This is a genomic window from Hymenobacter nivis (assembly GCF_006439025.1).
Lineage (GTDB): Bacteria > Bacteroidota > Bacteroidia > Cytophagales > Hymenobacteraceae > Hymenobacter > Hymenobacter nivis_A.
Genome location: NZ_RCYZ01000011.1, coordinates 19235 through 44601, shown reverse-complemented (window position 1 = coordinate 44601; position 25367 = coordinate 19235). Strand labels below are relative to the sequence as shown.

General features: G+C 57.2%; 22 protein-coding genes and 1 pseudogene. 9 read left to right on the top strand and 14 right to left on the bottom strand.

The features are described 5' to 3' along the window. Window positions 1-91: 91 nt before the first annotated feature. Both EAH73_RS20595 and EAH73_RS20590 read left to right on the top strand, forming a co-directional pair. A pseudogene (locus EAH73_RS20595) lies at window positions 92-961 on the top strand (Tn3 family transposase); the annotation flags it as partial. A gap of 684 nt (window positions 962-1645) precedes the next feature. Beyond that, window positions 1646-2851, top strand: a complete 1206-nt coding sequence (locus EAH73_RS20590) for a replication initiation protein (RefSeq protein ID WP_161599625.1) — start codon at window positions 1646-1648, stop codon at window positions 2849-2851. Window positions 2852-3292: 441 nt separating this feature from the next. Here the strand turns inward: EAH73_RS20590 and EAH73_RS23225 are convergent, their stop codons facing one another. After that, complete coding sequence (locus EAH73_RS23225) at window positions 3293-3442, bottom strand: hypothetical protein (RefSeq protein ID WP_161599624.1); 150 nt, start codon at window positions 3440-3442, stop codon at window positions 3293-3295. A 285-nt stretch (window positions 3443-3727) separates the two neighbouring features. Here EAH73_RS23225 and EAH73_RS20585 point away from each other — a divergent pair, with 285 nt between their 5' ends. Both EAH73_RS20585 and EAH73_RS20580 read left to right on the top strand, forming a co-directional pair. Further along, window positions 3728-6583, top strand: coding sequence for a PAS domain-containing protein (locus EAH73_RS20585; RefSeq protein ID WP_140469323.1), 2856 nt, complete (start codon window positions 3728-3730; stop codon window positions 6581-6583). Window positions 6584-6609: 26 nt separating this feature from the next. Next, the gene (locus tag EAH73_RS20580) at window positions 6610-7032 is read left to right on the top strand and encodes a response regulator (protein ID WP_140469322.1); all 423 of its coding nucleotides are present in this window, start codon (window positions 6610-6612) and stop codon (window positions 7030-7032) included. Window positions 7033-7302: 270 nt separating this feature from the next. Here EAH73_RS20580 and traN read toward each other — a convergent pair whose 3' ends face one another. From traN to EAH73_RS20515, 13 genes are all read right to left on the bottom strand, one after another. After that, on the bottom strand, window positions 7303-8298 hold the full coding sequence (gene traN / locus EAH73_RS20575; RefSeq protein WP_140469321.1) for a conjugative transposon protein TraN: 996 nt from the start codon (window positions 8296-8298) through the stop codon (window positions 7303-7305). Then, window positions 8295-9569 (bottom strand): conjugative transposon protein TraM, encoded by a 1275-nt coding sequence (gene traM, locus EAH73_RS20570; protein WP_140469320.1) that lies wholly within the window; start codon window positions 9567-9569, stop codon window positions 8295-8297. The genes traN and traM overlap by 4 nt, the downstream gene beginning before the upstream one ends. Window positions 9570-9600: 31 nt before the next feature. Then, on the bottom strand, window positions 9601-10218 hold the full coding sequence (traK, locus tag EAH73_RS20565; RefSeq protein ID WP_140469319.1) for a conjugative transposon protein TraK: 618 nt from the start codon (window positions 10216-10218) through the stop codon (window positions 9601-9603). Window positions 10219-10236: 18 nt separating this feature from the next. Further along, window positions 10237-11331 (bottom strand): conjugative transposon protein TraJ, encoded by a 1095-nt coding sequence (gene traJ, locus EAH73_RS20560; RefSeq protein ID WP_140469318.1) that lies wholly within the window; start codon window positions 11329-11331, stop codon window positions 10237-10239. 5 nt (window positions 11332-11336) lie between these two features. Next, window positions 11337-11981, bottom strand: a complete 645-nt coding sequence (locus tag EAH73_RS20555) for a hypothetical protein (RefSeq protein WP_140469317.1) — start codon at window positions 11979-11981, stop codon at window positions 11337-11339. Continuing rightward, complete coding sequence (locus EAH73_RS20550) at window positions 11981-12631, bottom strand: hypothetical protein (protein ID WP_140469316.1); 651 nt, start codon at window positions 12629-12631, stop codon at window positions 11981-11983. The genes EAH73_RS20555 and EAH73_RS20550 overlap by 1 nt, the downstream gene beginning before the upstream one ends. A 34-nt stretch (window positions 12632-12665) precedes the next feature. Then, window positions 12666-13244: a hypothetical protein gene (locus EAH73_RS20545; RefSeq protein WP_140469315.1), complete on the bottom strand. Its 579-nt coding sequence runs from the start codon at window positions 13242-13244 to the stop codon at window positions 12666-12668. 21 nt (window positions 13245-13265) lie between these two features. Next, window positions 13266-15731, bottom strand: coding sequence for a TraG family conjugative transposon ATPase (locus tag EAH73_RS20540; RefSeq protein ID WP_140469314.1), 2466 nt, complete (start codon window positions 15729-15731; stop codon window positions 13266-13268). Next, complete coding sequence (locus EAH73_RS20535; protein ID WP_140469313.1) at window positions 15728-16048, bottom strand: DUF4133 domain-containing protein; 321 nt, start codon at window positions 16046-16048, stop codon at window positions 15728-15730. Before EAH73_RS20535 ends, EAH73_RS20540 begins: the two co-directional genes overlap by 4 nt. A 4-nt stretch (window positions 16049-16052) precedes the next feature. Continuing rightward, a complete protein-coding gene (locus tag EAH73_RS20530; RefSeq protein ID WP_140469367.1) occupies window positions 16053-16358 on the bottom strand; it encodes a DUF4134 domain-containing protein in 306 nt (101 codons plus the stop codon). 100 nt (window positions 16359-16458) lie between these two features. Then, on the bottom strand, window positions 16459-17199 hold the full coding sequence (locus tag EAH73_RS20525) for a hypothetical protein (RefSeq protein WP_140469312.1): 741 nt from the start codon (window positions 17197-17199) through the stop codon (window positions 16459-16461). A gap of 96 nt (window positions 17200-17295) precedes the next feature. After that, window positions 17296-17799 carry a DUF3408 domain-containing protein gene (locus EAH73_RS20520; RefSeq protein ID WP_140469311.1) on the bottom strand — a complete coding sequence of 168 codons (504 nt, stop codon included), beginning with the start codon at window positions 17797-17799 and terminating at the stop codon, window positions 17296-17298. A 21-nt stretch (window positions 17800-17820) separates the two neighbouring features. Next, window positions 17821-18579, bottom strand: coding sequence for a ParA family protein (locus tag EAH73_RS20515; protein WP_140469310.1), 759 nt, complete (start codon window positions 18577-18579; stop codon window positions 17821-17823). 591 nt (window positions 18580-19170) lie between these two features. On the opposite strand from EAH73_RS20515, the gene EAH73_RS20510 reads away from it, so the two are divergent. The 5 genes from EAH73_RS20510 (at window position 19171) to EAH73_RS20490 (ending at window position 25298) form a co-directional block, all read left to right on the top strand. Next, complete coding sequence (locus tag EAH73_RS20510) at window positions 19171-19491, top strand: MobC family plasmid mobilization relaxosome protein (RefSeq protein WP_140469309.1); 321 nt, start codon at window positions 19171-19173, stop codon at window positions 19489-19491. Further along, window positions 19488-20429, top strand: coding sequence for a relaxase/mobilization nuclease domain-containing protein (locus EAH73_RS20505; protein WP_140469308.1), 942 nt, complete (start codon window positions 19488-19490; stop codon window positions 20427-20429). Before EAH73_RS20510 ends, EAH73_RS20505 begins: the two co-directional genes overlap by 4 nt. Window positions 20430-20524: 95 nt before the next feature. Then, window positions 20525-22540: a conjugal transfer protein MobC gene (mobC, locus tag EAH73_RS20500; protein ID WP_140469307.1), complete on the top strand. Its 2016-nt coding sequence runs from the start codon at window positions 20525-20527 to the stop codon at window positions 22538-22540. A 4-nt stretch (window positions 22541-22544) separates the two neighbouring features. Further along, a complete protein-coding gene (locus EAH73_RS20495) occupies window positions 22545-22913 on the top strand; it encodes a hypothetical protein (protein WP_140469306.1) in 369 nt (122 codons plus the stop codon). Window positions 22914-23051: 138 nt separating this feature from the next. Continuing rightward, a complete protein-coding gene (locus EAH73_RS20490) occupies window positions 23052-25298 on the top strand; it encodes a DUF4099 domain-containing protein (protein WP_140469305.1) in 2247 nt (748 codons plus the stop codon). Window positions 25299-25367 lie beyond the last annotated feature (69 nt).

Here is a 25367-nt window from a genome sequence, read left to right as displayed (position 1 = left end):
CAAGCGCAGCTTCCCGCGCTGGAAGTCCAAGGCCGATTCTTCTTGTTTTCCGCCTTAGCGTAATTCTTTGTCCAACTACTAACGCAACCCCTACTACAACTTCACCAGCGACCAGTTCACGGGCTTCCACGGCATTGTCATTCCCGGCACCCTGCGCGACTCGCTCTTCATCCTGGCCGGGCTGCTGGAGCAGCAAACCAGCCTGGACCCGCGCGAAATCATGGCCGATACCCACGGCTACAGCGAGGTGGTGTTTGGCCTGTTTTCGTTGCTGGGCTTCCGCTTCAGCCCCCGCCTGGCCGACCTGCCGGACCAGCGCTTCTGGCGGATGAGCAAGGAAGACGACTATGGCGACCTCAACGACCTAAGCCGCCACGTGCTTAACACCCGACTCATCGCCGAGCACTGGGACGATATGTTGCGGCTGGCCGGCTCGCTCAAACTGGGCAAGGTCAAGGCCACGGCCGTTATGCGCACGCTGCAGCGGGCCGGCTCCCTTTCCGGTCTGGGGCGGGCCGTGGCCGAGGTTGGGCGGGTAGAGAAAACGCTCTACCTGCTGGCCTACGTGCAGGACGAGGCCTATCGCCGGCGCATCCTGGTCCAACTCAACCGGGGCGAGGGGCGCCACGCGGTGGCCCGGGCCGTCTTCCACGGCAGGAAGGGCGAACTGCGCCAGCGCTACCACGAGGGCATGGAGGACCAGCTAGGAGCCCTGGGTCTGGTCGTCAACGCTTTGGTGCTGTGGAACACGCGCTACCTGCAACAAGCGCTGGAACAGCACCAGGCGGCCGCCGAACCGCCGGAACCAGGCGACGTGGCCCGGCTCTCGCCCTTGCTGCACGAGCACATCAACATGCTGGGGCGCTACGATTTTACCTTGCCCGAGGGCATTGCGGCCGGACAGCTGCGGCCGCTACGCGACCCGACCAGTTTGGAAGAACAGCTCGCTCAACTGCCCTAACGGGAATTTCTGTTCTTACTCTTGCGCTACCCCTGATAGGAGATGTTATTCCACTACTGCCTGCATGACTGGTACTGACTAATTCCATCTGCTTACAAAAGCGGCAGGCATTTTCTAAGCAAGACAACCGACCGTGACTCCACACGATGCTCCAATCAACTTTTCAGGAAATTCCAGTTGCTATTGGCAATACTTATCAACGAAACGGTAAGCCGGCCTTGGCTCAAGCCACAGGCCACTCCGTTTTTGTGGGGAGTAAAGTCAATACAAAGTGCCTCCCCGGCTTCTAAGTGGCCTTTTATTAATATCTCCCACAAAAACGGAGTCGGGACGCCCTGAAACTACTCTTCATTTATTGGCAGTTAACTATCTGGAGCATAGAATATTAAGAAATACTGCTAAAATAACAGCAAGTTTAAGCCTTTTATAGAAGTTTATATAGTTTACGTTCGCCATAAAGCATTGATTTAAAGATTATTACACGGGGTTCATCCCACAAAAACGGAGCGATTCCCCCACAAAAACGGAGCGAATCCCCACAAAAACGGAGCGATTCCCCCACAAAAACGGAGTAGAAACAAGGTATTGGCCCCACAAAAACGGAGCGATTCCCCCACAAGGAAAAAAAGTTGTGGGATGAACAAGGGTAGACATGTATCTTTACCTGGCTCGCTTACCCTCCTCATGGCCAAGAAGCTTCTCCCTACTGTTGCGACCAACAACCCATTGGTTGTGCAGCATAATGCATTGGTAAACGCCGGTTTTACCATGTCAGCCCTTGAAATGCGTTTCTTCCTAGCCATGCTTAGCCGCATCAGTCGGGAGGATACCAGTCTACCCGTATGCCGGATTACGGTGAAGGAAATTTGTCCCGATAGCAGCAGCGCCACGGTCTATGCGGACGTGCGGGAAATGGTGACGCGGATGTTGTCCCGTATCCTGTTGCTGGAAATTTTGGGTCCCAATGGGGAGCGGGTTAAGCAACCAGATATTCAGGGTTTTCCGCTAATGGGCAAGGCCCTTTACTTGAAAAAGGAAGGTATCGTCGAAGCCGTCTTCAACGACCACCTACGGCCCTACCTGCTGGAGCTAACGAGTAATTTTACCAAGGCCCAACTCAGCCAGTTGCTCAAGATTAAGCGACCTACCTCGCACCGCATTTATTGGCTGCTCCGCGAGTATGTGGCCTTTGGCAAGCGAACGGTGGGGGTAGACGAGCTACGGCACATCCTGGGCTTCACTGATGAATACGTCGACCGTTTCGACCATTTTAAGGCCCGGGTGCTGGAGCCCGCCCAAAAGGAGTTGGCCCAGACGGATTTGCCTTTCACATATGAGTTGCTCAAGGAAGGCCGCGCGGTTGACTCCATTCGCTTCCTGTTTGCGCCTGGTGGGGTCCAGCCATTGGAATTACCGGTGGCCGAGGTTGAACAGTGGGCCCAGGCGCTACTCGACCTAGGGGTAGCAGCCAAGAGTCTGGAGACAGTGCGGGAGAAGCTGGCGACTGGCAAATATGAGGAAGGCTACATCCACTACGTGCTGGCCACAGTGCGCGCCCAAGTGCAGGGCGGCAAGGTTAAAAAAGAGGCGGGGGCCATCTACAAGGCCTTAACCGATGATTACCTACTACCCGCCTATCTGAAAACAAAGCTGACGCCAGCAGCAAAGTCTGCCAAATCCAAGCAAACGACCCTTCTCTTTACTAAAACCGGGGTGAGTGTAGAAGGGGAGCGCCGCCGGCTGCTAAGCGGGCTGGAAGACGCCCGGGGTACGTTGGCATTTGTCAAAACCAGTGCAGTGTATGATGAGCAAACCCGCCCAGAGGCTATCGCCAGCACGCAGGCCATGATTACCGACTTGGAACAGCAGCTGGCACAAATAGGGAGCTGATAAGACTATATTTAACACGCATTGACTCCGACCCCATTAACCACCCTTAAATCCTATGCAAGCCGACGAACTAGCCTTCCTGGAAGAAATGATTGAAAGTGCTGAGTTGCTCGACTGCACCGCTTGCGGAGAGGATACCCTGCACGTCCATGAGGAAGTCAACTCAATCGCTGGCGGCGTTACGGAGGTGATAATGCGATGTGCCAGCTGCCTAAGCACTAGGCCGCATCTGCTTATTGACTAGCACAAACGAAAACTGACCGACAACAATGCCGGTCAGTAAATATAAAAAGTCAGGCACTAGTAGCTCCTAGACTTCAGCGCTTGATTTTGAACCCGAATTGCTCCAGTAGCGCGCAGCCTAGATACCCCAGCACGAAGGAACCGAGAAGTATTTGCAGGAAAGTAACTAGGCTGAAGGTGGAAAACATAGGTCGTGCACTAGCGGTGGCGGCGTTTGGGAACCGCTTTAATGAGAAAATTGAATACTACCAAGAAGATGCCTAGTGCCACCACCAGCGGTCCCCAGTGGGGCCCAAATGGGCTCAGCAGGTAGATAGCAGCGGCCAGAAAAACCAAGAACTTGCGCATGGTCAAGGGAGAGTGAAGCCGTTGGGGTAGCTAAGCTACGTAACGTCGGCAGATTGTTTCTGCTATAAAAACAGAATAGGGTGTAGCAAAGTGCTACGCCCTATTCTGGCCTCGGTTAAAAGTTTGGTCCGAAAGTTAAACGGCCGAGCTTCGAACTGGCTTTCTCGTTTTCTTTCTTGGCTAGTCCGGTTGCTGCAGCCCAGCTTCCGTACTTCATGATTGTTAAATGGCTGCTGGTAGCCTTTACGCTGGGTTGCTCCTGCTTACCGCCTTCCCCGTCGCTTCATGGCTCCCAGTTCCCCCGCCCCAACTGCCCCTTCCTTCGCCGATAGCATGCTGTACGACCTGCTCGACGTCTCGCTCACGGGCGTCAACGTCTTGCGCCCAGTCTACGACCCGGCCGGGGAAATCGAAGATTTTGCCATCGAGTACCTCAACCTCGCCGGCCAGCGCATGACCGGCCTCCCGGCCCAGCCCGGCGGCACGTTGCTCACCCGCTTTCCATCCGCCATTTCCGCCGGCATCCTGGCCTACTACCGGCGCGCCTACGCCGACGGGGACGCCGGCCGGCACGAAGTCAACTACCAGGCCGACGGGCTCGACAACTACTTCCGCCTGGCCGCCCGGCGCAGCGGCGAGCAACTCGTCGTCAGCTTCACCGATACGTCCGACCAGGACCGCAGCGCCGTCGAGCTGGCCCTACGCGAAAGCCAGGCCGCCGAGCGGGCCGCCCGCGCCGAGGCCGAGCAGCAGCGCACGCACTTCCAGGACTTCATCGAACAGGCCCCGGTGGCCGTGGCCGTGTACAGCGGGCCCGAGCACCGGGTCGCGATGGCCAACGCCACCACGCTCGCCATTTGGGGGCGTCCCCTCGAGCAAGTGCTGAACCGGCCCGTATTTGAGGCGCTGCCCGAAGCCGCCACGCCCGAAGTCGTGGCCATTTTTGAGCAAGCGTACGCCACCGGCAACCCCCACACGGCCTACGAACAGGCCACCACCCTGCTCCGCCACGGGCGGCCAGAGCAGGTGTATTGGAACATCGTCTTCGAGCCCCAGCGCGGGCCCGACGGCCACATTACCGGCATTTTCACGATTGGCACCGACGTCACCGCGCAGGTGCGCGCCCGCCAGCAGCTGGAGCAGTTCAACCAGGAGCTGGAAACCCGCGTGCAGGCGCGGACCCAGGAAGCCCTGGCCCTGCAGGCCGACCTGCTGGCTGCCGCCCGGCAGCAGGCCGACCAACGAGACACGCTCTATCAGGTGTTTGAGCAAACGGCGGGGGTAGTGGCCCTGCTGCGCGAGCCCGGCCACCGCTACGAGTACGTCAACCCCGCCTACCAGGCCTTCTTTCCCGGCCGCCCGCTCGTGGGCCTGAGCGTGGCCGACGCCGTGCCCGAGCTGGCGGCCCAGGGCTTCGTGGCCCTGATGAACCGCGTGTACCAGACCGGTGAAACTTATTTTGGCCAGGAAGTGCCGTTCACACCTGCGCCACCGCCAGGCCAGGCGCCCCGCACCGGGTACTTCAACTTCACCTACCAGGCCTACCGCGAACACGGCGCCGTGGCGGGCATCTCCATTTTCGCCTACGATGTGACCGAGCTGGTGCTCGCCCGCCGGCAGCGCGAGGCCGAGCGCGAGCAACTGCACCAGCTCTTCATGAAGGCCCCGGCGCCCATCGTCATCTTCGACGGACCCCGGCACGTCTTCCAGCTCGCCAACCCGGTCTACCAGCGCATGTTTCCCGGCCGGGAACTGCTCGGCAAGCCCGTGCTCGAAGCCCTGCCGGAGCTGGTCGGCACGTCCATTGAAACAACCATGGACGAGGTGTACGACACGGGTACCCCCTTCGTGGCGCAGGAAATGCCCTTGCAGATGACCCGCACCCCCGACGGGCCGCTGGAAGACCTCTACTTCACCTTCACCTTCCAGGCCCGCCGCAACGACCAGGGCCTCGTGGACGGCATCCTCATGTTCGGTAACGAGGTCACCGACCAGGTGCAGGCCCGGCGCGTGGTGGAAGCCCGGGAAACCTCGTTTCAGCGGCTGGCCGACCACGTACCCGGCGCGCTCTGGGTGACCAACCCCGCGGGCAACTGCACCTACCTCAACGCGCGCTGGTACGCCACCACCGSCCAAACCCAGGCCGAAGGACTGGGCCTGGGCTGGACCAACGCCGTGCACCCCGACGACGCCCCCGGCGCGGGGGCCGCCTTCCTGGCCGCCAACGACCGGCGCGAGCCCTTCAGCTACCTGTTTCGGCTGCGGCAGCGCGATGGCGCCTACCGCTGGGTGACGGACCAGGGCCTGCCCCGCTACGATGAGACCGGCGCCTACGAGGGCATGGTGGGGGCCGTGGTGGACGTGCACGAGCAGAAGCTGGCCGAGCTGGCCCTGCAGCGCCTGACCACGGAACTGGGCACCACTAACAGCCAGCTCACCCGCACCAACGTCGACCTGGATAACTTCATCTACACGGCTTCMCACGACCTCAAAGCGCCCATTTCCAACATCGAAGGCCTGCTCTACCTGCTGCAGGAGGAGTTGCCCGCCGCCGTGGCCCAGGACGCCCTGGTCGGCTCCACGCTCACGCGCATGCTCGATTCAGTGGACCGTTTCAAGCGCACCATCGGCCACCTGACCGATGTTTCCAAGCTCCAAAACGAACACGCGCAAGAAGCCGAAGCCGTCAACCTGGCCGCTGTGGTCGAAGACGTGCGCCAGGACTTGGAACCGCTCCTGCGGGAAACCAAGGCCAAACTCGTGGTGGACGTCGGGACCCAGCCGCCCGTGCAGTTCTCCGAGAAGAACCTGCGCAGCATCGTCTACAACCTGCTCAGCAACGCCCTGAAGTACCGCTCGCCCGACCGCAGCCCGCACGTGGACGTGCGGGCCCACGTGCGGTCCGGCCACACCGTGCTCGAAGTGCACGACAATGGCCTGGGCATCGACGCGGCGCAACAGCCCAAGCTCTTCGGCATGTTCCAGCGGCTCCACGACCACGTCGAGGGCACGGGAATTGGCCTGTACATGGTCAAGCGCATAGTCGAGAACGCCGGCGGCCGCATCGAGGTGCACAGCCAGCTCGGGGCCGGCACCACCTTTCTCGTGCACCTGCCCCACGGCGCGGCGCCAGCCGCCTAACCCATCCCCAGCTTCATTCTCTGCTCATGGCTGCTATTTCCTGCACCTTGCTCGTTGACGACGACGACACCACCAACTTCCTTAACCAGACCTTGCTCCAGCGCATGGCCGTCACCGACACGGTGCTAGTCGCCGGTAATGGCCAGGAAGCTCTCCGCTTGCTGCACACCCACTGCGCGCCGGTCGCCACGCCCACCTGTCCAGCCCTTATTTTGCTTGACATGAAAATGCCGCGCATGAATGGCTTCGAGTTCCTGCAGGCCTATGCCCAGCGCCCGCCCGCCGACAATCCGGCCGTGGTCATCATCATGCTCACCACCTCCCTCAACTCCAAAGACGTGGAGCAGATGCAGGGCCTGCCCATTGCCGGCTACCTCACCAAGCCCCTCACCCGCGAGAAAGTCAATCAGGTGCTACAGGAGCATTTTGGCCACGCCCCCGCGAATTAACTAACCAGCGGCACCTAGCCGAACCGCAACGAGCGGGCCAATGGGTCTGCTCGTTGCGGTTCGGCTAGGTGCCAAAACAAGTAAAAGACTGTTGCTAAGCATGCAGCGCATCCCTACTTCAAGGTGAGAAGCGCGTCCACTGATGCGCTGCACTTCGTTATAGAAGAGCCCCAGTGGTGGCCTTCATCCGGGACGAACGTTTAAATTTTGGACTAAACTCTTAACCATGGCCTATTCTATGGAGGACTCACGTTGGATAGCTAAGCTAAGCTACTTCTTGAGCTTGCGAGCCTTGAGGATGTCAGAATTGCCTACTACGAAAGACAATTGCCGGCCGCCGCCCTTCTCAAACATCTCGACTACCAAGTTCTTATCGTCGGGAATGGTGAACTTGTGCAGGGCGTACACTTGGTCTACCTGGCCTGGGCCGGGAATAGTGGTTTGCTTGGCGTTGTAGACGAATACCGGCGTCAACTCCGACTCTTGTAAGGCCGTGCGCTTGGCCACCTTTTTGTCGCGGATGTAGAACTTGATGAAATCTACATCGTAGCCGATGTTTGAGCTGTTGGCTAAATGCAGGGGAAAGAAGAACATATCGTCTTCAGTGTAAAGGCCCTGCATGGCTAGGGTAATGTTATCCTTCTGCTCACGCACGTGCGGTCCCTTGCGCTTTTCCAATACCTCTTTCGAGTAGTTTTCCAGGTCGCTTTGCGTCACGCTGGAGTTGGAGAGGTGGGCCAGCGGCACCACGGCCGAAGAAGTCGAAACGTCGGTAGCCGCCAGGTTGTAGTTCAGCACCCTGGGATTGGCATCGTAGTCCACGATGAAAGAGTACAGGCGGCCGTCGGTCGTAACTACGGTCATGTTGGTTTGGGGAAAGCCTTGCTGGCTGGCCTTCACCTTCACGATGTTTTCCGCTCCCTGGGCCTTGTCGGCAATGATGYCGCCGTTGCCTAGGTCCACATACGACACAGCGTAGGGGAAAATCAGGTGGGTAGTCTTCTGAAACCCGACCGTCATGCGGTAAGAGCCGATGTAGTTCTGCTCCTGAAGAGCCAGGATTTTTTGCGTCGAGACGGGGGCAGCCGCCGTGAGGTAGGTCGCGTTGGCCACGTGCAGTGGGCCAGCACCCAGGATACCATTGTTATTACTGGTGGCTACCTGGCTAGCGGCCGAGCGATGCCGGCGGTGGGTAGACTTTTGGGCGGCAGCGGGCAGCGTGAGCGTGGCCAGGCCGAGGCAAACGAGAAAGAAGGGCGTTTTCATGATTTAAGCAGGAGCTGGTAATTGGCTTTGAGATGAATCTTTACCGTCTTAATCTTGCGGCCGGTCAGGGCTTTACCGGTTTGAATAGCGATACCGGCCGCCTGTGCACCCAGGCTGGGCGACATGGTGAGCATATCGGCTCCACTTACCCCCTGCGCGGCTCCCTGCTTGAGGGCGTCGCGGTCGATGGAGCCGGGAATGTTGAGCCCCTCTCCCCCATCGATATCGAATGCCTTGAGACTGACGGGAAGCAGGTTGCCCTGGTACTGCACTGACGTGGCCGCGATGCTCAGACGGTTGCCGCTCATGCTGCACACGCCGTAGAGGAAACTGTTGCGCGGAATCAGGTGCCCCTCCAGCTGCACATCTTGCAGCAAGCGCAGCTTAACCGTCGAGCCGGCCTCCACCACTTGGTCATTGTGGACCACGGCCGGTACCGAGTTGACGTTACTGCTGGGGCTCGCCTCCCCTACCGTGTGAAAGCCGTTGGCCTGGGGCGCGGTCTGGGTGCGCAGGCTACTTACCACCGTGGGGCGCACCTGGGTGATAACCGTCATACCCTTTTTGGGCGCGGTGCTGGCGGGCGTGGCCACCGCGGCGGTCGTAGCCGGCGCATTCATACCCATCAGGCGCTGCTGGTACTGATTCTTGAGTTGGTCAAGTTCCTTAAGTGACTCATCCATGCGCGTATCGCGTGGCGAGTTAGCCATAGGGGCCGAGGCCTGGCGAGAGCTGGCGGTGGCTGGCGACGAGGTAGCGTAGGTAGGCTGAGCACTGGTGGGCTGAGTGCTGGTTTGCTCCTGAAGGCGCTGCATCCGGGTTTGCATGGCCACTACGTTCGGGTCAGCGTTGGCGTCGTAGCGGCCGGCCGTTTGGCCCGGCTGTACAGCGTAGTTGAGGCCGGTTGGCTGGGCGCTACTTGGAGCAGTGCCGCCGGCCGTGGCTGCCCCAGCCGTACCTGATGCGGCGGCCGCAGCTGGGGCCGGCGAGCTTGCGACCGGCGCGAAGGCCAAGCTATTGTGGTGGCTGCTATCCTGGGGCGCATTGGCGGCTTCCATCTTATCGGCAAACAAGGCCGACTTGCCCGCGGAGGGCAGCGTATGGTTGATGCCGCTGGCCATGGCGTTGGGGCCGGTAGTGGCCGCCGTTACGCCTTTTCCGCCGCCCCCCAGGTAGAAGAGAACGGTCAGGCAGATTACCCCAGGAACGGGGATGAACAGCATCATCCGACGCTTATTCAGGTACTCTTGCGTGTGCTTGGGCTTGCTCATGAGGGAAGAGGAAAAGGCGACCGGTCAGGTGTTAGCGGGGCTGGGTGCTGAGGTCGATGTTTTGCAGCACGCGCCAGCGCTCCATCAAAAAGCCGTGCGGGTTGTTGCTCGACCGCGAGACGTCGCGCAGGTAGCACTCGGACACCAGGTTGCGAGTAGTCACGCTGGAGGAGCGAATAATCTGCTCAGTAGCGTAGCACTTAGCGTAGTAAGGGTAGGTCGCCGGGTTGATGGTGACGCTGTCCACCGTGATGTGCTGGCTGATATTGGCCTGAATCAGGTTGTTGTAGTAGCCACTTTCTTTGAAGTTGTCGTACTCGCGCTTGGCACTCTCATCGGCCAGAAACAGCGCTTGCGTCACGTTGTGCTCGATGGCCTTGGCGTCGGGGTCGAGGGTGAAGAAGAACTCGTGGAAGCGCTTCACATGGTCTTGCGCTTCGACAGGGCGGTTATCCTTCACGTTGTGGGAAACGGCTTCTAGGAGGTTGCCTTGAGCGAGCACGTAGATGCGGCCCTGGGCATCACGTATCGAGCGCTGGGAGGCATACACCGAGTAGCCCGTCACGAAGGCGCACAGCACCATGAAAAGCAAGGCCAGCGTTTTCGTCTGCTGGTAAGCTGAGTCGATGTTTTTGAGGGAGCGAAACATGCTGAATCGGATTAGTGGTTAAGCCGCTTTATTGGTATTTTGGTAACCGTTGCCACCTTGGCCGCCGCCCGCCGGCTGGCTGCCCTGGCCACCGCCGAACACGGCTCGCCCGGCGGCCATAGCCCGGCCGGCTACCTGGCCAGCCACGCCCCCGGCTGCACCAGCGGCCATACTGCCAGCAGCGCCCCCCGCATTGGAAGCGAAGCGAGTGATGTTGGTCAGGCCGCTAGCCGAGACTATCCAGCTTGCTACCGATGGCACGGTGAAGTAGCCGGCAATGGCAATCACCAGGAAAATCATGTAGCCGTAATCGGCCTTTTCCAAGTCACCATTAGACTGAATCTGGGCGATGTCGAGGTTGAGCATCATCACCTGAATCTTGGCGATGATGGCTCCGAAGATGTTGGCCACCGGCAGCCACAGGAACACGTTGATGTAGCGTGAAAACCAGTTAGTTAGCGTGCTTTCGAAGCCCGGCCAGATGGCAAAGCCGAAGCTGATGGGCCCGATGATGCTCAGAATGATGAGGAAGAAGGTGCGAATGGTGTTGATGACCAGTGCGGCCGAGTCGTGGGCCAGCTCCAGCACATTGCGAATCCACTCCCGAAAATTCTTCTGCACGCTGTAGCTCATGCGGTCGAAGTAGAGCGAGGCCTTGCCGCCGAAATCGAGTACATCCTTGCTCTCCAATTCCTTGTCGAATGCCTCGTCGTCTTCGTAGGGGGCATTTTCGGGCCGCGCCGCGAGTAGGGCCGTCTTGCGGGCCTGCAACTGAATGATGTCCTGGTTCTGCGTCAGGACGATGGAGGAGGTAGCGCTAGAAATCCCACCCAGCACGCCGTTCAGGATGCCCAGCATGGAGGGGAAAAGGGAAATGGCCAGGCCGATAGCGAAGGGGCGCAGTAAGGGAAAGAACTCGATGGGCGAGCCTTCCGCTTGGTGACGCCACACCTTGCTGGCGATGAAAATCAGCGCGCCTAGCCCACCTAGGGCACGGCCCACGTTCACGAGGTCGGCGCACAGGGGCAGCATCTCGTTGTAGAGGTTGTCGAGCAGCTCCTGAAGCGACTTGACCGGAATGGAAACCTGGAGGAGTAGGGTGAATAACGTCATAGCGATTAGAGCCCGTAGAGCTTTTTGAGCGTTTGCGTGTCCTGGGCGTTTTGAGTCTGCTGGGTGGCCAGGGCTTGGTTGCGCTTGGTGAAGTAGGCAACCAGCTGATACTGATGGGTTACCTTATCGGAAATCTTGTTGATGAACTTGAGGCGCTGGGCGTCCGTCATCTTCGCTGCCGACGGCGTGAGGATGGTGGTCAGGTCATCAAGTAGCCCCACGTTTTCCGACAGCAGCACTGTGTAGCCCTTCACCATGCCCTGAATCTGGGAGGGCGTCAGGTAAGGGTTACCGCGCAGTTGGGTGATGTTCTGCGTGTAGAGGCTCAGCGTGCGGTTCTGGTAGCTCCAGATGGATTTCACCTGCTGGTAATTGCTCACTACCGAGTTGATTTTGAGCAGGCTGCTGTACCATTCGTCGTGCATCTGCACGGTCTGGTCTTCCAGCGATTTGATGACAGCCTGCGTGTCGTTGCCCTTCTTGACAATGGTGTTACCCAGGTCTTTGAGCACGGTTAGAATTCCCTGGTGGCCGGCCTGCTTGGTGGCCTGGCCCTCGGCGATGGGCGCCGATATCACGAACTGGGCGCGGGCGGGGCGGGCCAGCAGTCCCAAGCCACCCAGCACGGCGATGGTGAAGAGCTTTCTCATCACTTGATGCCGTAGAGGACCTTCAGCTTCGCCGCATCTTTGGCCGCCTGGCCCTGTTGCGTCGAGATGGCCATGTTGCGCCGCGTGAAGTAGCTCACTAGGTCGTACTGGTGCGTCACCTTATCGTCGAGCGTATCAATGAGCTCCATCCGCTCGGCATCGGTCATTTTCGACTGCGCCGGCGAGACGATGGCCGACAAATCATCGAGGTAGGTARCGCTCTCCTGAATCAGGGTCGTGTAGCCCTTCACCATGCCCCCGACCTGGCTGGGGGTCAGATTCGGGTCCGCCTTGAACTGGCTGATGTAGTTGGAGTAGATGGTGATTATGGCCGTCTGACGCTCGAAAATGTGCTGCACGCGCCGGTACTTCTTGATGGTGTTGCTGATGGCCAGTAGCCCATCGTACCAGTCCTTGGCCAGGAGCATGTTCTTTTCAGTGAAGCCCTTGGTCAGCACTTGCTCGACCACGCCATCATCGGCCAGCGTGTTTGCCTTGGCGTTCAGGGCCTTCAAAGTGGCCTGCAAGCCGGTCTGAATAAAGTTGGTGCCTTCCAGGACGGGGGCCGAAACGATTGCCTGCGCGTGGGCGGCGGGCTTGCTCAATAGGCAAAGCGCGGCCAGGCACAGCGTAAACTGTGTTTTTTTCATCACCTACAAGGGGGTTAGTTAGACTCGGGTAGGGCTATTCGTGGCCCCACACTTTCTGATTGTACTCCCGCGACTTTTTCTGCCGCGTTTTCTGGTCGATGGTGGCCGCCGTACGCTTGCTGAAGTACTGCACCAGTTGGAGCTGGTGGTTCTCCTTGGTTGCCAGGCCGGCCACGAACTGCCGCTGCTCGGCTTCGCTCATAGTGGTTTTGCTACTGGCCAGGTTGGTCAACTGCTGCACATTCGTGGTGCTCTCATCAACAAGCTTTTGGTAGGTGGCCCGCACACCCTGGCCCTGCTCGGGCGTCAGAATGGGGTCACTTGCCAGCTTAGTCTCATTCGTGGCCACCTCCTTCAGAATGGTAGCGTGGTTCTCGTAGACCGCCGCGGCGCTCGGGTCGAGCTTGATGATATTGGGGACCTCGCTCTGATACCAGGTGTGCACCTGGCTCGTAAAGTCGCCCTGGGCGGGGCCCTGCACCAGCACTTGCTTGATGCTGGCCACTACCCGGGCCTCGGTATCATCGGCCAGCTTTTTCGAGGCGGCATCCTGCCCGCAGCTGGTGGCCAGCGTGGCCAGGCCGGCGAGGAGGAAGAGGTTGCATGCTTTCATGGGGAGGTGGGGAAAAGGAAGCTAGGCGGCGCGCAGCTCGTCAGCGTAGGCCTGGATGGCCGAGGAAATGTCCATGCCGTCGTTCACTTTCTTGAACAGCTGCATTTTTTCGGTCTGCTCGGTGGTGTACGTCACGTATTCTTCCTTCGACACTTCGACGCCATACACCTTCGATACCCGCCCCCCTAGGGTGATGAATACCTCGTTGTATTTAGCGCCGGGGCGGTTGTTGCGGTTGATGGAAAGCACTAGGTCCTTCTCCTTGTCGGAGAGGCTCATCATGCGCTGAATGTCATCGAAACGGCTCAGGAAGTCATTCATATCCAGCATTATTTTGCAATGCGAGTTATTGATGATGGTGTCCTTCACAATCGGGTTGCCGATAATATCTTCAATCTCCTGGGTCACGACGATGGCCTCCCCGAAGAACTTGCGGACGGTCTTGAATAGGTACTTGATGTACTCGGCCATATTCGCCGTGGCCAGCGCCTTCCACGCTTCCTCAATCAGAATCATCTTGCGTACCCCATCAAGCTGGCGCATCTTCTGCAAGAAGGTATCCATGATGATGAGGGTCACCACCGGGAAGAGAATCGGGTGGTCTTTGATGTTATCCAGCTCAAAGACAATGAACGATTCTTTAGTAAGGTTGAGCTGCTTCTCCGAGTTGAGCAGGTAGTCGTACTCCCCTCCCCTGTAGTAAGGCGCGAGCACGTAGAGGAAGTTGTGAATGTCGAAGTCCTTCTCCCGCACCTTCTCGGTGTCGAGGTGGGCCCGGTAAGGTCCGCTCAGGAACTCGTAGAACGTGTTGAAGCTGGCCTTGAGGCTCGGCTCCTTTTCCAGCAACTGATAGTACTGAGCGATGGCATTCGAGATAGACACCGATTCCGACTGCGTGACTTTCTCATCAGCCAGCTTCCAAAGCGTCAAAATCAGGGTGTGCAGGCTTTTGCGCTTCTCCACGTCGGGCCGACCCTCTACGTAGAACGGATTGAAGCTGATGGGCTTGGCTTCCTCGTAGGTGAAGTATACTCCGCCTTTCAGCTCGCATAGCCCCTTGTAGCTGTTGCCGGTGTCCACCAGCAGCACATGGGCCCCTTGCTCGTGGTACTGGCGCACCATGCCGTTGGTGAAAAACGACTTGCCCGAGCCGGAGGGCCCCAGCACGAACTTGTTGCGGTTTTTAATGATGCCCTGCTTCATGGGCTCATCCGACAAGTCCACGTGCACGGGCTTGCCGCTGATGCGGTCGCTGAGCTTGATGCCGAACGGGCTGGAGGAGTCGCGGTAGTTGGTTTCAACGTTCCACAAGCAGGTGGCGGCGTCCTCGAACGTGTAGAAGCTTTCTTCGCCGGGAAAGTCGCCGGCATTGCCCGGGATGCCTGCCCAGTACAGCGCCCCGATATCGACCGTGTTTTGCCGGGCCGCGCAGTTGAGCGAGTTGATGGCCGAGCCCACCGCCTCGCGCAGGGCCTTTTCTTCGTGGGGGTTCTCGGTCCAGGCCAGCACGTTGGCGTGCGCCCGCACGATTAGCTTTTCATCGGAGATGGCTTCGTTCAGGTAGCGGTCATAGAACTCTTTGTTGATGGCATTCTCGCGGGAAGTGCCCGAGAGCGAGTTCATGTTGTCGCGCTTCTTCTCGAATTTCTTGATGGCCTTTTTGTGGTCATCCACAAACACGTACTGGTTGTAGATGTGGTTGACGGGCAGCAGCAAGGCCAGTGGGGCAGCGAAGCCCACGTAGAACGGAGAGTTATCCTTGCTCAGGGGCCCGTACTTACCCTCTGTTTGCAGCGCGGAGGGCAGGTCATCAAGTCGGCCCAGTGAGAAGCAGCTGCACGCTCTAGGGCCCACTTTCAGGCCATTGGTGAAGTCGATGTCAACCGCCGGCGACTTGTCGCGCAGGTCCAGCGACAGGTACTTTTCCAGAATGCCCGTCTTGGTATCGGTGCCGCAAATCTCATCATCTGTCAACTGAGTAAGGGTAATGCCGGCATCGGAGAGCACCCGTACAAATTGGCCCACGGCGGTGAAGAACTCGTTCAGCACCTCGTCCTTCATCATGTCCTTGGGCACGATGTTGGACCGAGAGAGCATGGTGCTCATGCTATTCCATGAGTCGCGGGCCGAAGACGTTTTGGTGAGGTAGAGATAGCAGTGGTGGTTGAGAAACGGCCGCTCGTAAAAGTGGAGGTTGTAGGCGTGCGAGAGCATAGTATCATCCTCCCCGAACTCCGGCGTGTACTTATCCTCCACGAACCAGTCCTGCTTGTGCACCACCGTATGGTTGGGCAGAATGCGGACGCCCTTGCTGAAAGCGGAATGCAGCGACTCGTAGTTGCCGGCCGAAAGCGTGAAGATTTCGGGCAACTCCAGGCGATAGGCTACCGTGACATCGGCGTTCTTACTGATGAGGCAGTTACTCTCTACCTTGTAGATGGGCTGCTTGTTTTCCAGCGTAGCCGAGTTGAGAAGGAGATTGCTCATGACTGCTTTAAATCTTTGAAGAGGCGAGCGTTACGGCTGACGATTCGTTGGGGCTGACGACCCTTGGCGCGCAGCTTCATGGCGCCGTGCTCGCCGTACTTGGCACTGAGCGCAAATACCCGCGTTACCCAGGCGAAGCCGCCACCCAGGGCCAGCGCTACCGAGAGGTACGTGTTGGCCCCGACGATGCGCAGGACAATGAAGCCCAAAAACACACCGCCGAGGCCGGCAACCAACATGAAGATGTAGCGCGAGCCCACCAGCCCCTTGAGTTCGATGGGCTTGTTAATGCCCTTGTTCAGTGGGTAGTGGCCCATTGGCTTACAAGAAGAACGCGCGTAGCACCGTGGCCACGACCACTAGGAAGATGCAGCTACCGAACCAGCTCATGGCTGACTTCTGCGTATCCTGGTCACCCGAGTTCCACTTGCTGAACACCTTGATGGCACCCACCAGGCCCACGATGGCCGCGATGGCGTAGATGAGTAGGGTAGCTGGGTCGAAGTAACCGGCAATGGCAGTGGTAGCATCTTGGATACCCTGCTTGCCAGCGTTCAGACCACCCTGGGCTAAGGCGGCACTAGTGGTACCCAGCACGAGCAGGCCGGTGCTGAGGGCTTTGTTCATGCGCTTGGCGGCGCGGCTGGTGAGGTTGCTTAACATGGCTTGGGGAAAAGTTGAGGAATGGAATTAGCGAAAAAAATGAAATGAAAAGCTACTAAATCACTTAGTCAAGGGCAGGTTCTTCAATCCCGGCATAGAGGTGCGCAGTAGTTCGCTGGGCGCTCTTATTGCTGGCTTGGTAGAAGGCCATCAGCAGATTGGTGTTTTGCAGAACGGGTGCTTGCTCGACTATATCATCCTGAGTAAGCTGACCCTCAGCAGCCCGCTCGAAGTAGTTGCCAAGCTGGGCAACGCCAATGGTTTGGCTGGGGTCGTACTCCTCAAGTGCGGGTTCCACCCCGATTTCGGTATCCTGGAACGAGTTGGTACCGTTTTGTTGAGTAAAATTAATTGCTTTTGCATCAAATGAAATACTTTCGATTGAATTTCCATCAATAAAGTTTCCTGAACCATCAGCCGTAGGCAGGTCAAGTGCTGGCAGGTCACCTAGCTCTTGGTCTTCCTCATCAACCATCAGGTCTTCTTCTTCCTCGTTAGCTTCCAGTTCCTCATCCAGCCCCTCCCCTACTTCTTCAGATGATTTAGTCGTGGGCACAGTGGGTGCCGGCACTTCGGGCGGGGTAGCCGGTGGCGTAAGCGCGGGCTTAGCGATAAGTGGGCCCCTGCCGATGAGCGATGACAGAGGTCGCACTGGCGCCGGGGCATCATCCGCAGCCTTGCCCCTACCCTTAGCCAAGCCCAGCAACTCAGCGCGGTAGTAGGTCAGTCCTACATAAGCATAATAGAGTATCAGCCCCAGAAATAAAACGCCGGTAAACTGGCCCCACGAGATGGCTTTAAACATGGTTGTTGTTTATTAAGGATGGTAGGAAAAGGACAAAGCAGTAGCTAACACGCTCGTTTTAAGCGCGTGAAAATGAATCCCTTAAAGGAGGGTAGGTTAGTAGGGTAGCTTCTTTTTCTTAAGCTTCTCCTGGTCGTTCAAAAACTGGCGAATGGCTGGGCGAAACGTGTCGAAGTGGTGATTGGCGATGTTGATAAGCAGGTCGGCCAGGCCGACACCACCGGCCTGGGTAAGTGTGGACAAGGCAGTGTGCAGGTCCTCGTCCACGTAGATAGCCTTGGTTTTGCGGGAACGGACGGGCTTTAGAAAGACGCCGGCGTAATCAAACAATTCGGTCGGGGCAGCCTCTTTTTTCCCTGTAGTTAACGGATTGTCAACTACCAGCTCCGGCTCTGGAGATGGGGCAGCAGCTGGAATTGGGTCGGGCACAGGTTCAACGGCAGCTACGGGCGTGGGCTCGACGGCTACAGTGGGGGTAGGGTCAGGCGCGGCGGCTGGAGCAGGCGCTGGGGCGACAGGTGGTGCAGTATTGCGGGTAGCGACGAAATTCATTGCGTTGGCCAGGTCGACAGCGGGCGCGGTGGGGTTCTTCTTAGACATGATGCGGACAGATTAAAGGGCTTAGTTATCTCCTTTTGCTGCTACTGCCTCAAGCGATTGAGCAGGTGCAGGTCCGTAGATTGTATCGGCCATTTCTTTAATCAATCCACTGATACCCAGTCGCTGAAACTCCTTACCCAATGGGAACATGGTCGAGCGCATGGCGTCTTTTTTGTAGTTCACGCTATGCTCCAGCCGGCTTTTCAGGAAGGGGATTTTTTCCTCAGCGAAATACTCCTCTGTACGCTCGTAAAAGTCCTGCTTCTCACTCTTTATGTGCTTGTTCCAGAAGGCGTAGCACTCCTTTAATCGGCTATCCGGCTTGCCTTTCACGAAGTGCTCCAGCATGCGGGCGTAGGTGATAGTAGCCTCAACACTCAGGCGGTCGGATTCCAGCGGCATGAAGATGTAATCCAGCTGCTTCCACAGTTCCAAGATGCCATCGATGTTGATGGTGCCGGGCGTGTCGATGAATACTAAGTCAAACTCCCCATCCATCTCCTTGGCTATACCTAGGGCGTCTTTGACTTGGCAAGACTCGATTGGGTAGGCTTGCTGGCCCATAGCCATGAACTCAGCGGCCTTCTCAGGGCTACTAGCCAATAGCTCTAACTCCTTATCCCGCAGATTCTTTAATGAGTGCTGGGGGTAGTCACAGTCAATGACAGCCACTTTCTGCTTAGCTAGAAAATGGAAGGCCGAAGCCGCCAGGATATTGATGGTGGTTTTACCAACGCCCCCCTTCTGGGAAGAGATGGAGATGTACTTGGTGGTGCTCATGCGAACGAGGCTTTGGGGTTATGAAAGATTGGAAAACTGGGACTGCTGGAACTGGTCGAAGAAATCCTTGCACTCTTTCACTGTTACAAAACTAGTTTGATTGATTCAAAAAGCAACAGTTACGAGAACAAAGATTTAAAAATGATTTTAACAGGTTGTTATATTTGTTAGTCGGACATGAGTAAAACTACCTAGGAAAAAACTTGAAAAATTATCATACTACACATCTACGAAAACACGAAGTATGTTTTCTGTCAAACATGTCATCAAGTTTAAAAACTAAAAAACAAGTCTTGTATCAAACTACAAGCTTTCATAACTATCAAACATGTTTTTTATCAATCTATCAGAACTGTTACGTAACAGTTCTGATAGATTGATAAAAAATGGCTGCCTATAGACACACTAAGCAAGCCCGATTCAAGTGTAGACGGATATGCTCTGCCGGCTCGCTAAAACACCCCTAACGTATCCAGCAAGCCATGACTTTGTGGCCACAAACCTTCGGTTCGTGTACACAAAGTCAACGGAGAAATTGACGCAAGCTATTTCTCCGTTGACTTGCTGGGGCAACCCCAGACCCCGCCCACAATGGAAGAGACAGAAGCGCAATCGCAGCCAGCCAAAGAGAATAGAGAAGTAATAAAACGCTTCCGTGCTACCCCCGGTGAAGTAAGCAAGATTGAGGCTAAAGCGAAGAAAGCAGGCCTCAATTTTTCAGAATATTGTCGCCGGGCAGTACTCGATAAGCCGGTGGTGGAACGGGTGCCCGTTGAGTTGCGCCGGCAGTTGGGTGGAGCAGGAAATAACCTGAACCAGCTCACGAAGCTGGCCAACGCCGGCAAGTTGCCTGGGGTCGGCATTGAGGCGCTGAATGARTTAGTGAACCGCTTACTGGAGACTCTTCGATGATAGCCAAGACCATTACCGGAAATGATTTTACGGGTGCCCTGGAGTATGGAGCAGGCCTGCGTTCCGACCGCACTAACAAGCAATCTGAGTTGCTGAGCGTGGCTAATATTGGTAGCCAAGACGCGCACCAGATTGCGGCCGAGATGCAGGCGGTGGCCAGCATGAGCAGCCGGATTCAGCAGCCGGTTTGGCATACGGTCTTGTCGTGGGCCCCGGGTGAGCAGGTCAGCCGCGAGCAAAAGCTGAAGGCGGCAGCCCTCTACTGCGAACTGATGGGGGCGAGCCTAGAGCGGCACCAAGTAGCGGTTTATGAGCACAAGGACAAGGAGCATCCTCACGTGCACATCTATATCAATCGCGTGCCTATGGACGGCGGGCCTGCGCTCGATACAAGCCAGAACTACGCTCGCAATGTGAAGGCCACGCTGAAGATTCGGGAGCAGCTAGGGTTGCAGCAACTGCCCGAACGTCGGCACACCACTAACGACCTCGACCCCGGCAAGCAGGTGACCCGCGGCTACGTGCGTGAGGTGCTCATCGCCGCGCTGGCCGACCCGCGCATCAACTCCCTCGAAAAGCTACTAACTCACTTGAGGGATAAGGAGATTGAGGCCACGCTGAAACGCGATGCGAAGGGCGTGCTGGTGGGTAGCAGCTTTCGCTACCAGGAAACCAGCGTGAAGGGAACCGACGTCGGCATAAAGGCCAAGCAGCTGCGAGACCATTTCAGCCCCTTCGGCCGCGAGGCCCTGCGCACAGCCGCCCCGGTGCGACCCGGTGCAGCTGGTCCTACTCAGGCCTCAGGTATGACGCCAGGCGCTAGCCAGGCCGGGCCACTACTCAGCTTTGAGGAGGACGGTGGCCAGGGCGGTGGTACCGATGATGCCGAGCAGAACGAAAACACGTCGAGAAGGCGCCGCCGCCGCCGCCGATTGTAGGCCGCCAGTCATCCAAGAAAACGGGCCCCAGAATGCCAGCAAGGCAGAATCGAGGCCATCAATCACATACCCATCATACCCCCAGACCAACCTTTATGGAAGATGAACGCGCAATGCGCAAAATCATGGACTTTATGCGCCTGATTAGCGTCGTTTTGGTGCTGCTGCACCTTTACTACTACTGCTACGGGTATTTCGCCCAGCAGCACCTTACGGCCGCTTGGCTGGGTAGCATTCTAACCCGGTTCAGTACGAAAACGGCCCTGTTCTATGCGCCCTACGTGACCAAGGGGGCAGCAGCAACCTTTCTGGCGCTGTCCTGCTTCGGTACGCGGGGTAAGCTCAGCGAGTCGCAGACGTGGCCACCCATCCTGGCATACTTGGTACTCGGTGCCGGCGTGTTTTTCGGTAACGGGTTCCTGCTCACGCTTTCCTACGCGCCGGCCGTGGTGGTGGTGCTGTACGCAGGCACTACGGCCCTAGGGTTTCTGCTACTGCTACGCGCCGGCAATCTGCTGAGCCGGATGCTGAAGGTGAACCTGATGAGCGACATTTTCAACCTGGAAAATGAGACGTTCCCGCAGGAAGAGCGCAAGATGGAAAACGAGTACTCGGTGAATCTGCCCACCAGCTACCAGCTCCAGAAGAAGCAGCGCAAGGGCTGGGTGAACATCGTCAACCCGTTTCGGGGCACCGTGGTCTACGGCACACCTGGCTCAGGTAAGACGTTTGCGGTCATCAACCAATTCATCAAGCAGCACCTCAACAAGGGCTTTTCGATGTACGTGTACGACTTCAAGTTCCCCGACCTCAGTACCATCGTGTACAACGAGCTGCTGAAGAATGAGAACAAGTACGCCGCCCCGGTGCAGTTCTACGTCATCAATTTTGACAACCCGACCAAGAGCCACCGGTGCAACCCGCTGCTGCCCACCATGATGACGGACATTGTCGATGCCTACGAATCGGCCGCTACCATCATGTTGAATCTCAACAAGACGTGGATTCAGAAGCAGGGTGATTTCTTCGTCGAGTCGCCCATCAACTTCGTGGCGGCCATCATCTGGTTTCTAAAAATATACGAGGGGGGTAAGTACTGCACCTTCCCGCACATGATTGAGTTTTTGGGCCGCAAGTACGAGGAGATGTTCCCCATCCTAGGCTCTTACTCCGAGATTGAAAACTATGTGCGGCCCTTCATAGATGCCTTCGACGGTGATGCCCGCGAGCAGTTGGAAGGCCAGATTGCGTCAGCCCGCATTCCGCTGAGCCGCATGGCCAGCCCGCAGCTCTATTGGGTGATGTCGGGCAATGACTTTACGCTCGACATCAATAATCCCGATGAGCCGAAGGTCCTGTGCGTKGGTAATAATCCCGACCGGGAGGTGATTTACGGCGCCGCCCTAGGGCTGTACAACGCCCGCCTCGTCAAGCTGGTCAATAAGAAGCACAAGCTCAAGTCATCCATCATCATTGACGAGTTGCCCACCATCTACTTCAAAGGGCTGGATAAGCTCATTGCTACAGCCCGCAGCAATAAGGTGAGCACGTGCCTCGGGATTCAGGATAAATCACAACTTGACCGCGACTACGGCAAAGCCGAATCGACGGTAATCCAAAACACGCTCGGTAACGTAGTTTCCGGCCAGGTAACTGGCGAGAGCGCTGAGGCATTATCCAAACGGTTTGGACGTATCTTGCAAAAACGCCAGTCACTGAGTATCAATAGTAAAGACACGAGTAGCAGCATCTCAACGCAACTCGACAGCATGATTCCGGCCAGTAAGATTTCGGGCCTYACGCAGGGCACTTTCGTGGGGGCAGTAGCGGATAATTTCGGAGAGGAAATAGACCAAAAGGTATTTCACGCTAAGATTTTAGTGGACGTAGCCAAGATAAAACGTGAAGAGGAGGCTTACCAACCTATCCCCGACATAACTAGTTTTGCGAATCCGACTACAGAGGAGGACGAAACTGAACAAATAATCCGTGCTAACTATAACACTATCAAGGCTGATATTGCCACTATGGTTGTGAGTGAACTGAGCCGGATTAAACGTGACCCTCTCCTGACGCACCTAGTAAAAAGTAAACCCGCCAAGAAGGCATGATAGCATGATAAATAGAGATAAGATAGGTAAGAGACTTGCTCAGCTACGTGACGAGCTGGCTTGCCCAGGGGAAGATGCTTGGTCACAAGTGCGCTTGGCGGAGGAAACCGGCCTCACACGCAACGTGGTGGCCCGCCTGGAGCAAACCTTTTCGGGTAGTATTGAGGTCTGCCTAACCATTCTCTATTTTTATCACCATCGGGGCTATAATATCAGTTGGATTATACTCCCTGACAATACAACGGTTTCGAAGATGGCATTGAGTGATACCACAAGAGCTATTGATGCGCATCTGGTAGAGTCAGAGCTTGCAGAATTCAAGCAAATGCTTAGTAGTGAAGCAGATAAACTACTATCGCGCTTAACGGTATAATATGCCAAATGATTCTATAAGAAGAAATAAGGTGTTTGATTATTGAAAAATGAGAATTCAGGCTTGAGCTTGGTATATTTGTTTCTGGTAGCCCCTGGAAATCTGGGGTGAGAACGCAACCAACTTACTGATAGCACTATGGCTGAAAACATCGAACCAAAAACCGGGAATGAGCAGAAAGCGCCCTACCCAGTTGCACGCGCTAACCAGCAGGCCCATCCTGACACCGAGCTAGGTCAGGAGTCGATTAAACCCATCCAGGCTCCCGCTCAGGTGAAGCCCGTCACTCGGCCGGCCGCCAAGGCCAAGACGCCAGTCGATGAGCGCGACGAGTTTATTCGCAATGCGCTCCCGGTGGCGGCTGCCCTGCGCAAAGCCGGCAACCCTGAGGAGGCTAAGAAGCTAGAGCTGGTGGCTAACGCCATTCTGCAAACGAAGTCGATGGAACGTGCCCCGGCCCCCGAGCAGGCTCAGAGCCCTGCCAAAGAGGAGTCGATAAAAGACCTGCTGGCCAGCGTGTACAAAACCATCGACCAAAACCCGGCACTAAAAAACATGCCGGAGGCTAAAGACATGCGCCGGGCAGGTAACAAGCTAGACAAGGATGGCATGCTTAACATCACTGTGCGCAATGGGGTGGTGGTGAGCTTTGTCAGCAACTTTACCGACAACTTCAGCCGTACCCAGCAGGAGAGCGCCACGGAGCCGAAGCCAGCCGTAGCCCAGGCCACGCCCGCAGTCGAGGCAGGTGCTCAGTCTATCGAGGCCCCTACCAGCCAGGTAGTGGCTATGCCTGTGCCGACTGCTCAGGTAATATCCACGCCCACGCCTGCCGCTCAGGTAGTGGCTGCGCCAATCGCATCTGTGCAGGAAGCCGCCCCCAAATTCCAGGCTTACCCGGCCTACACGAGTTTTGCGCCTTCGACCGAAACCGGCGTTGTAGAGCCTCGCAAGTTGTCGAGTAATGCTAGCCCGCAGCTCAACGTGGCCATGAGCGACAAAGGTGAGTTTGGCATCAATCCGCAGGTAAACCAACCGCGGTTGATTGGTGATGGTATTTCCAGCCTGAGCAAGTTCTTCGACTACCAGTTGCCCACATCGGGCCTCAAGATTGCCCACGTCGGGCTAGCTGAGCCTGGCCAGATGAAGCAGACCGAAAAGGGTTGGGAGGTGGTCACCAAGGGCAAACTGGCGCTGACCGATACCGCTGGCAACGTGTTCAAGCCCTTGGTGGGTGCCGCGCAGCAGATAGCGCCCGTAGCTCCTGCTCAAGTGGTGCAGCAGGCGCCCGCCGCTGGCCAGGCCGTGCCGACGCCCGCCCCGGCCCAGAGCCGAGGCGAAGTTATCTACGCAGCCGCCCCGCCTGATTCGAGCGGTAATCTCAATAAGCAGGTGCTCCAGACCCAGGCCGCGCACTACTCGATGTTTCAAATTCGGGTAGACCCTCAGGACAGCAACCGCGCCATCCTGTTGCCAGCCCCCGGTGCTGATGGGCGCCTGGTCAACTCGCTTCGGGATAGCATGGACAATGCCTACAACCTAAACGGCCGCCCAGAGCAAGGCAAAGCATTCTTAGCAGTTGAGACGCCCACCCAGCTAGCACGTACGGCCGACGGCTGGCGGGTGACGGAGAAGGGTCTCGTGGGCTTCAGCGCAGCCGAAACAGTGTACCAAGCCCCGTCGGTTGCCGTGCAGCAGGCCCCCCAACAGGCCACATTGGCAACTCCATTCACGCGGGCCGATGTATCGGTCGAGGAGTTGGCTAGGGTAGGGGTACAGGTAGCTGACCTAGAGAAATCGGGGCAGCTACAAAGATTACTAGAGGGAAAGAAGACCGACCTCATTCCTTTCGTGCTGCCAACCTCAGATGGAGTAGCCGTTCCTTTCGAGGCCAAACTGGTGCTGCAACGCGATGCCCAGGGCGTCGCTAGCCTGCGTGTCGATTTGCCCAAATACGAGCTGGAGATTCCCAAGCAGATAATGGGTAARGATATCACACCGGCCATGCAGGTGCAATTGCAGGCCAACGGTGTCGTGCCGTTGGCTGAAGGCTTCAAAGATGGCCAGGGCCAACCGTTTGCCGCCTACCTGGCGGTTGACAAGGAAATGAAGCGCGTGGTGGCCGTGCCCCGCGAAGGTATCAGCGTGCCCCGCGAGGTACATGGCGTGAAGCTCAGCGCCGAGCAGACCAAGCAGCTACTCGAAGGCCGTCCGACCCGCATCCAGGGCATGACCAACAGTAAGCAGCAGTTGGTCGATGCCACGGTGCAGCTGGACCCATTAGCCCGCAAACTCACTTTCCGCGACTCGCAGCCACGTGTTGCGCAGGAGCAAACTCAATCCCAGGTACAGCAGCCAGCACGCCGGCGTGGCGTGGGCGTGTAACCGGCCTGGACAGCCCAGAAAATCAGCCTCTGATACCTCAGGGGCTGATTTTCTTTTATAAACTCTCTT

Coding starts and splice junctions, on each gene's coding strand:
- EAH73_RS20515 (WP_140469310.1), bottom strand. CDS start 18,579: ATGAGCACCACCAAGTACATCTCCATCTCTTCCCAGAAGGGGGGCGTT.
- EAH73_RS20580 (WP_140469322.1), top strand. CDS start 6,610: ATGGCTGCTATTTCCTGCACCTTGCTCGTTGACGACGACGACACCACC.
- EAH73_RS20495 (WP_140469306.1), top strand. CDS start 22,545: ATGATAAATAGAGATAAGATAGGTAAGAGACTTGCTCAGCTACGTGAC.
- EAH73_RS20505 (WP_140469308.1), top strand. CDS start 19,488: ATGATAGCCAAGACCATTACCGGAAATGATTTTACGGGTGCCCTGGAG.
- EAH73_RS20520 (WP_140469311.1), bottom strand. CDS start 17,799: ATGTCTAAGAAGAACCCCACCGCGCCCGCTGTCGACCTGGCCAACGCA.
- traM (WP_140469320.1), bottom strand. CDS start 9,569: ATGAGCAAGCCCAAGCACACGCAAGAGTACCTGAATAAGCGTCGGATG.
- EAH73_RS20590 (WP_161599625.1), top strand. CDS start 1,646: ATGGCCAAGAAGCTTCTCCCTACTGTTGCGACCAACAACCCATTGGTT.
- EAH73_RS20530 (WP_140469367.1), bottom strand. CDS start 16,358: ATGAACAAAGCCCTCAGCACCGGCCTGCTCGTGCTGGGTACCACTAGT.
- EAH73_RS20555 (WP_140469317.1), bottom strand. CDS start 11,981: ATGAGAAAGCTCTTCACCATCGCCGTGCTGGGTGGCTTGGGACTGCTG.
- traJ (WP_140469318.1), bottom strand. CDS start 11,331: ATGACGTTATTCACCCTACTCCTCCAGGTTTCCATTCCGGTCAAGTCG.
- EAH73_RS20540 (WP_140469314.1), bottom strand. CDS start 15,731: ATGAGCAATCTCCTTCTCAACTCGGCTACGCTGGAAAACAAGCAGCCC.
- EAH73_RS20545 (WP_140469315.1), bottom strand. CDS start 13,244: ATGAAAGCATGCAACCTCTTCCTCCTCGCCGGCCTGGCCACGCTGGCC.
- traK (WP_140469319.1), bottom strand. CDS start 10,218: ATGTTTCGCTCCCTCAAAAACATCGACTCAGCTTACCAGCAGACGAAA.
- EAH73_RS20525 (WP_140469312.1), bottom strand. CDS start 17,199: ATGTTTAAAGCCATCTCGTGGGGCCAGTTTACCGGCGTTTTATTTCTG.
- EAH73_RS23225 (WP_161599624.1), bottom strand. CDS start 3,442: ATGCGCAAGTTCTTGGTTTTTCTGGCCGCTGCTATCTACCTGCTGAGC.
- EAH73_RS20535 (WP_140469313.1), bottom strand. CDS start 16,048: ATGGGCCACTACCCACTGAACAAGGGCATTAACAAGCCCATCGAACTC.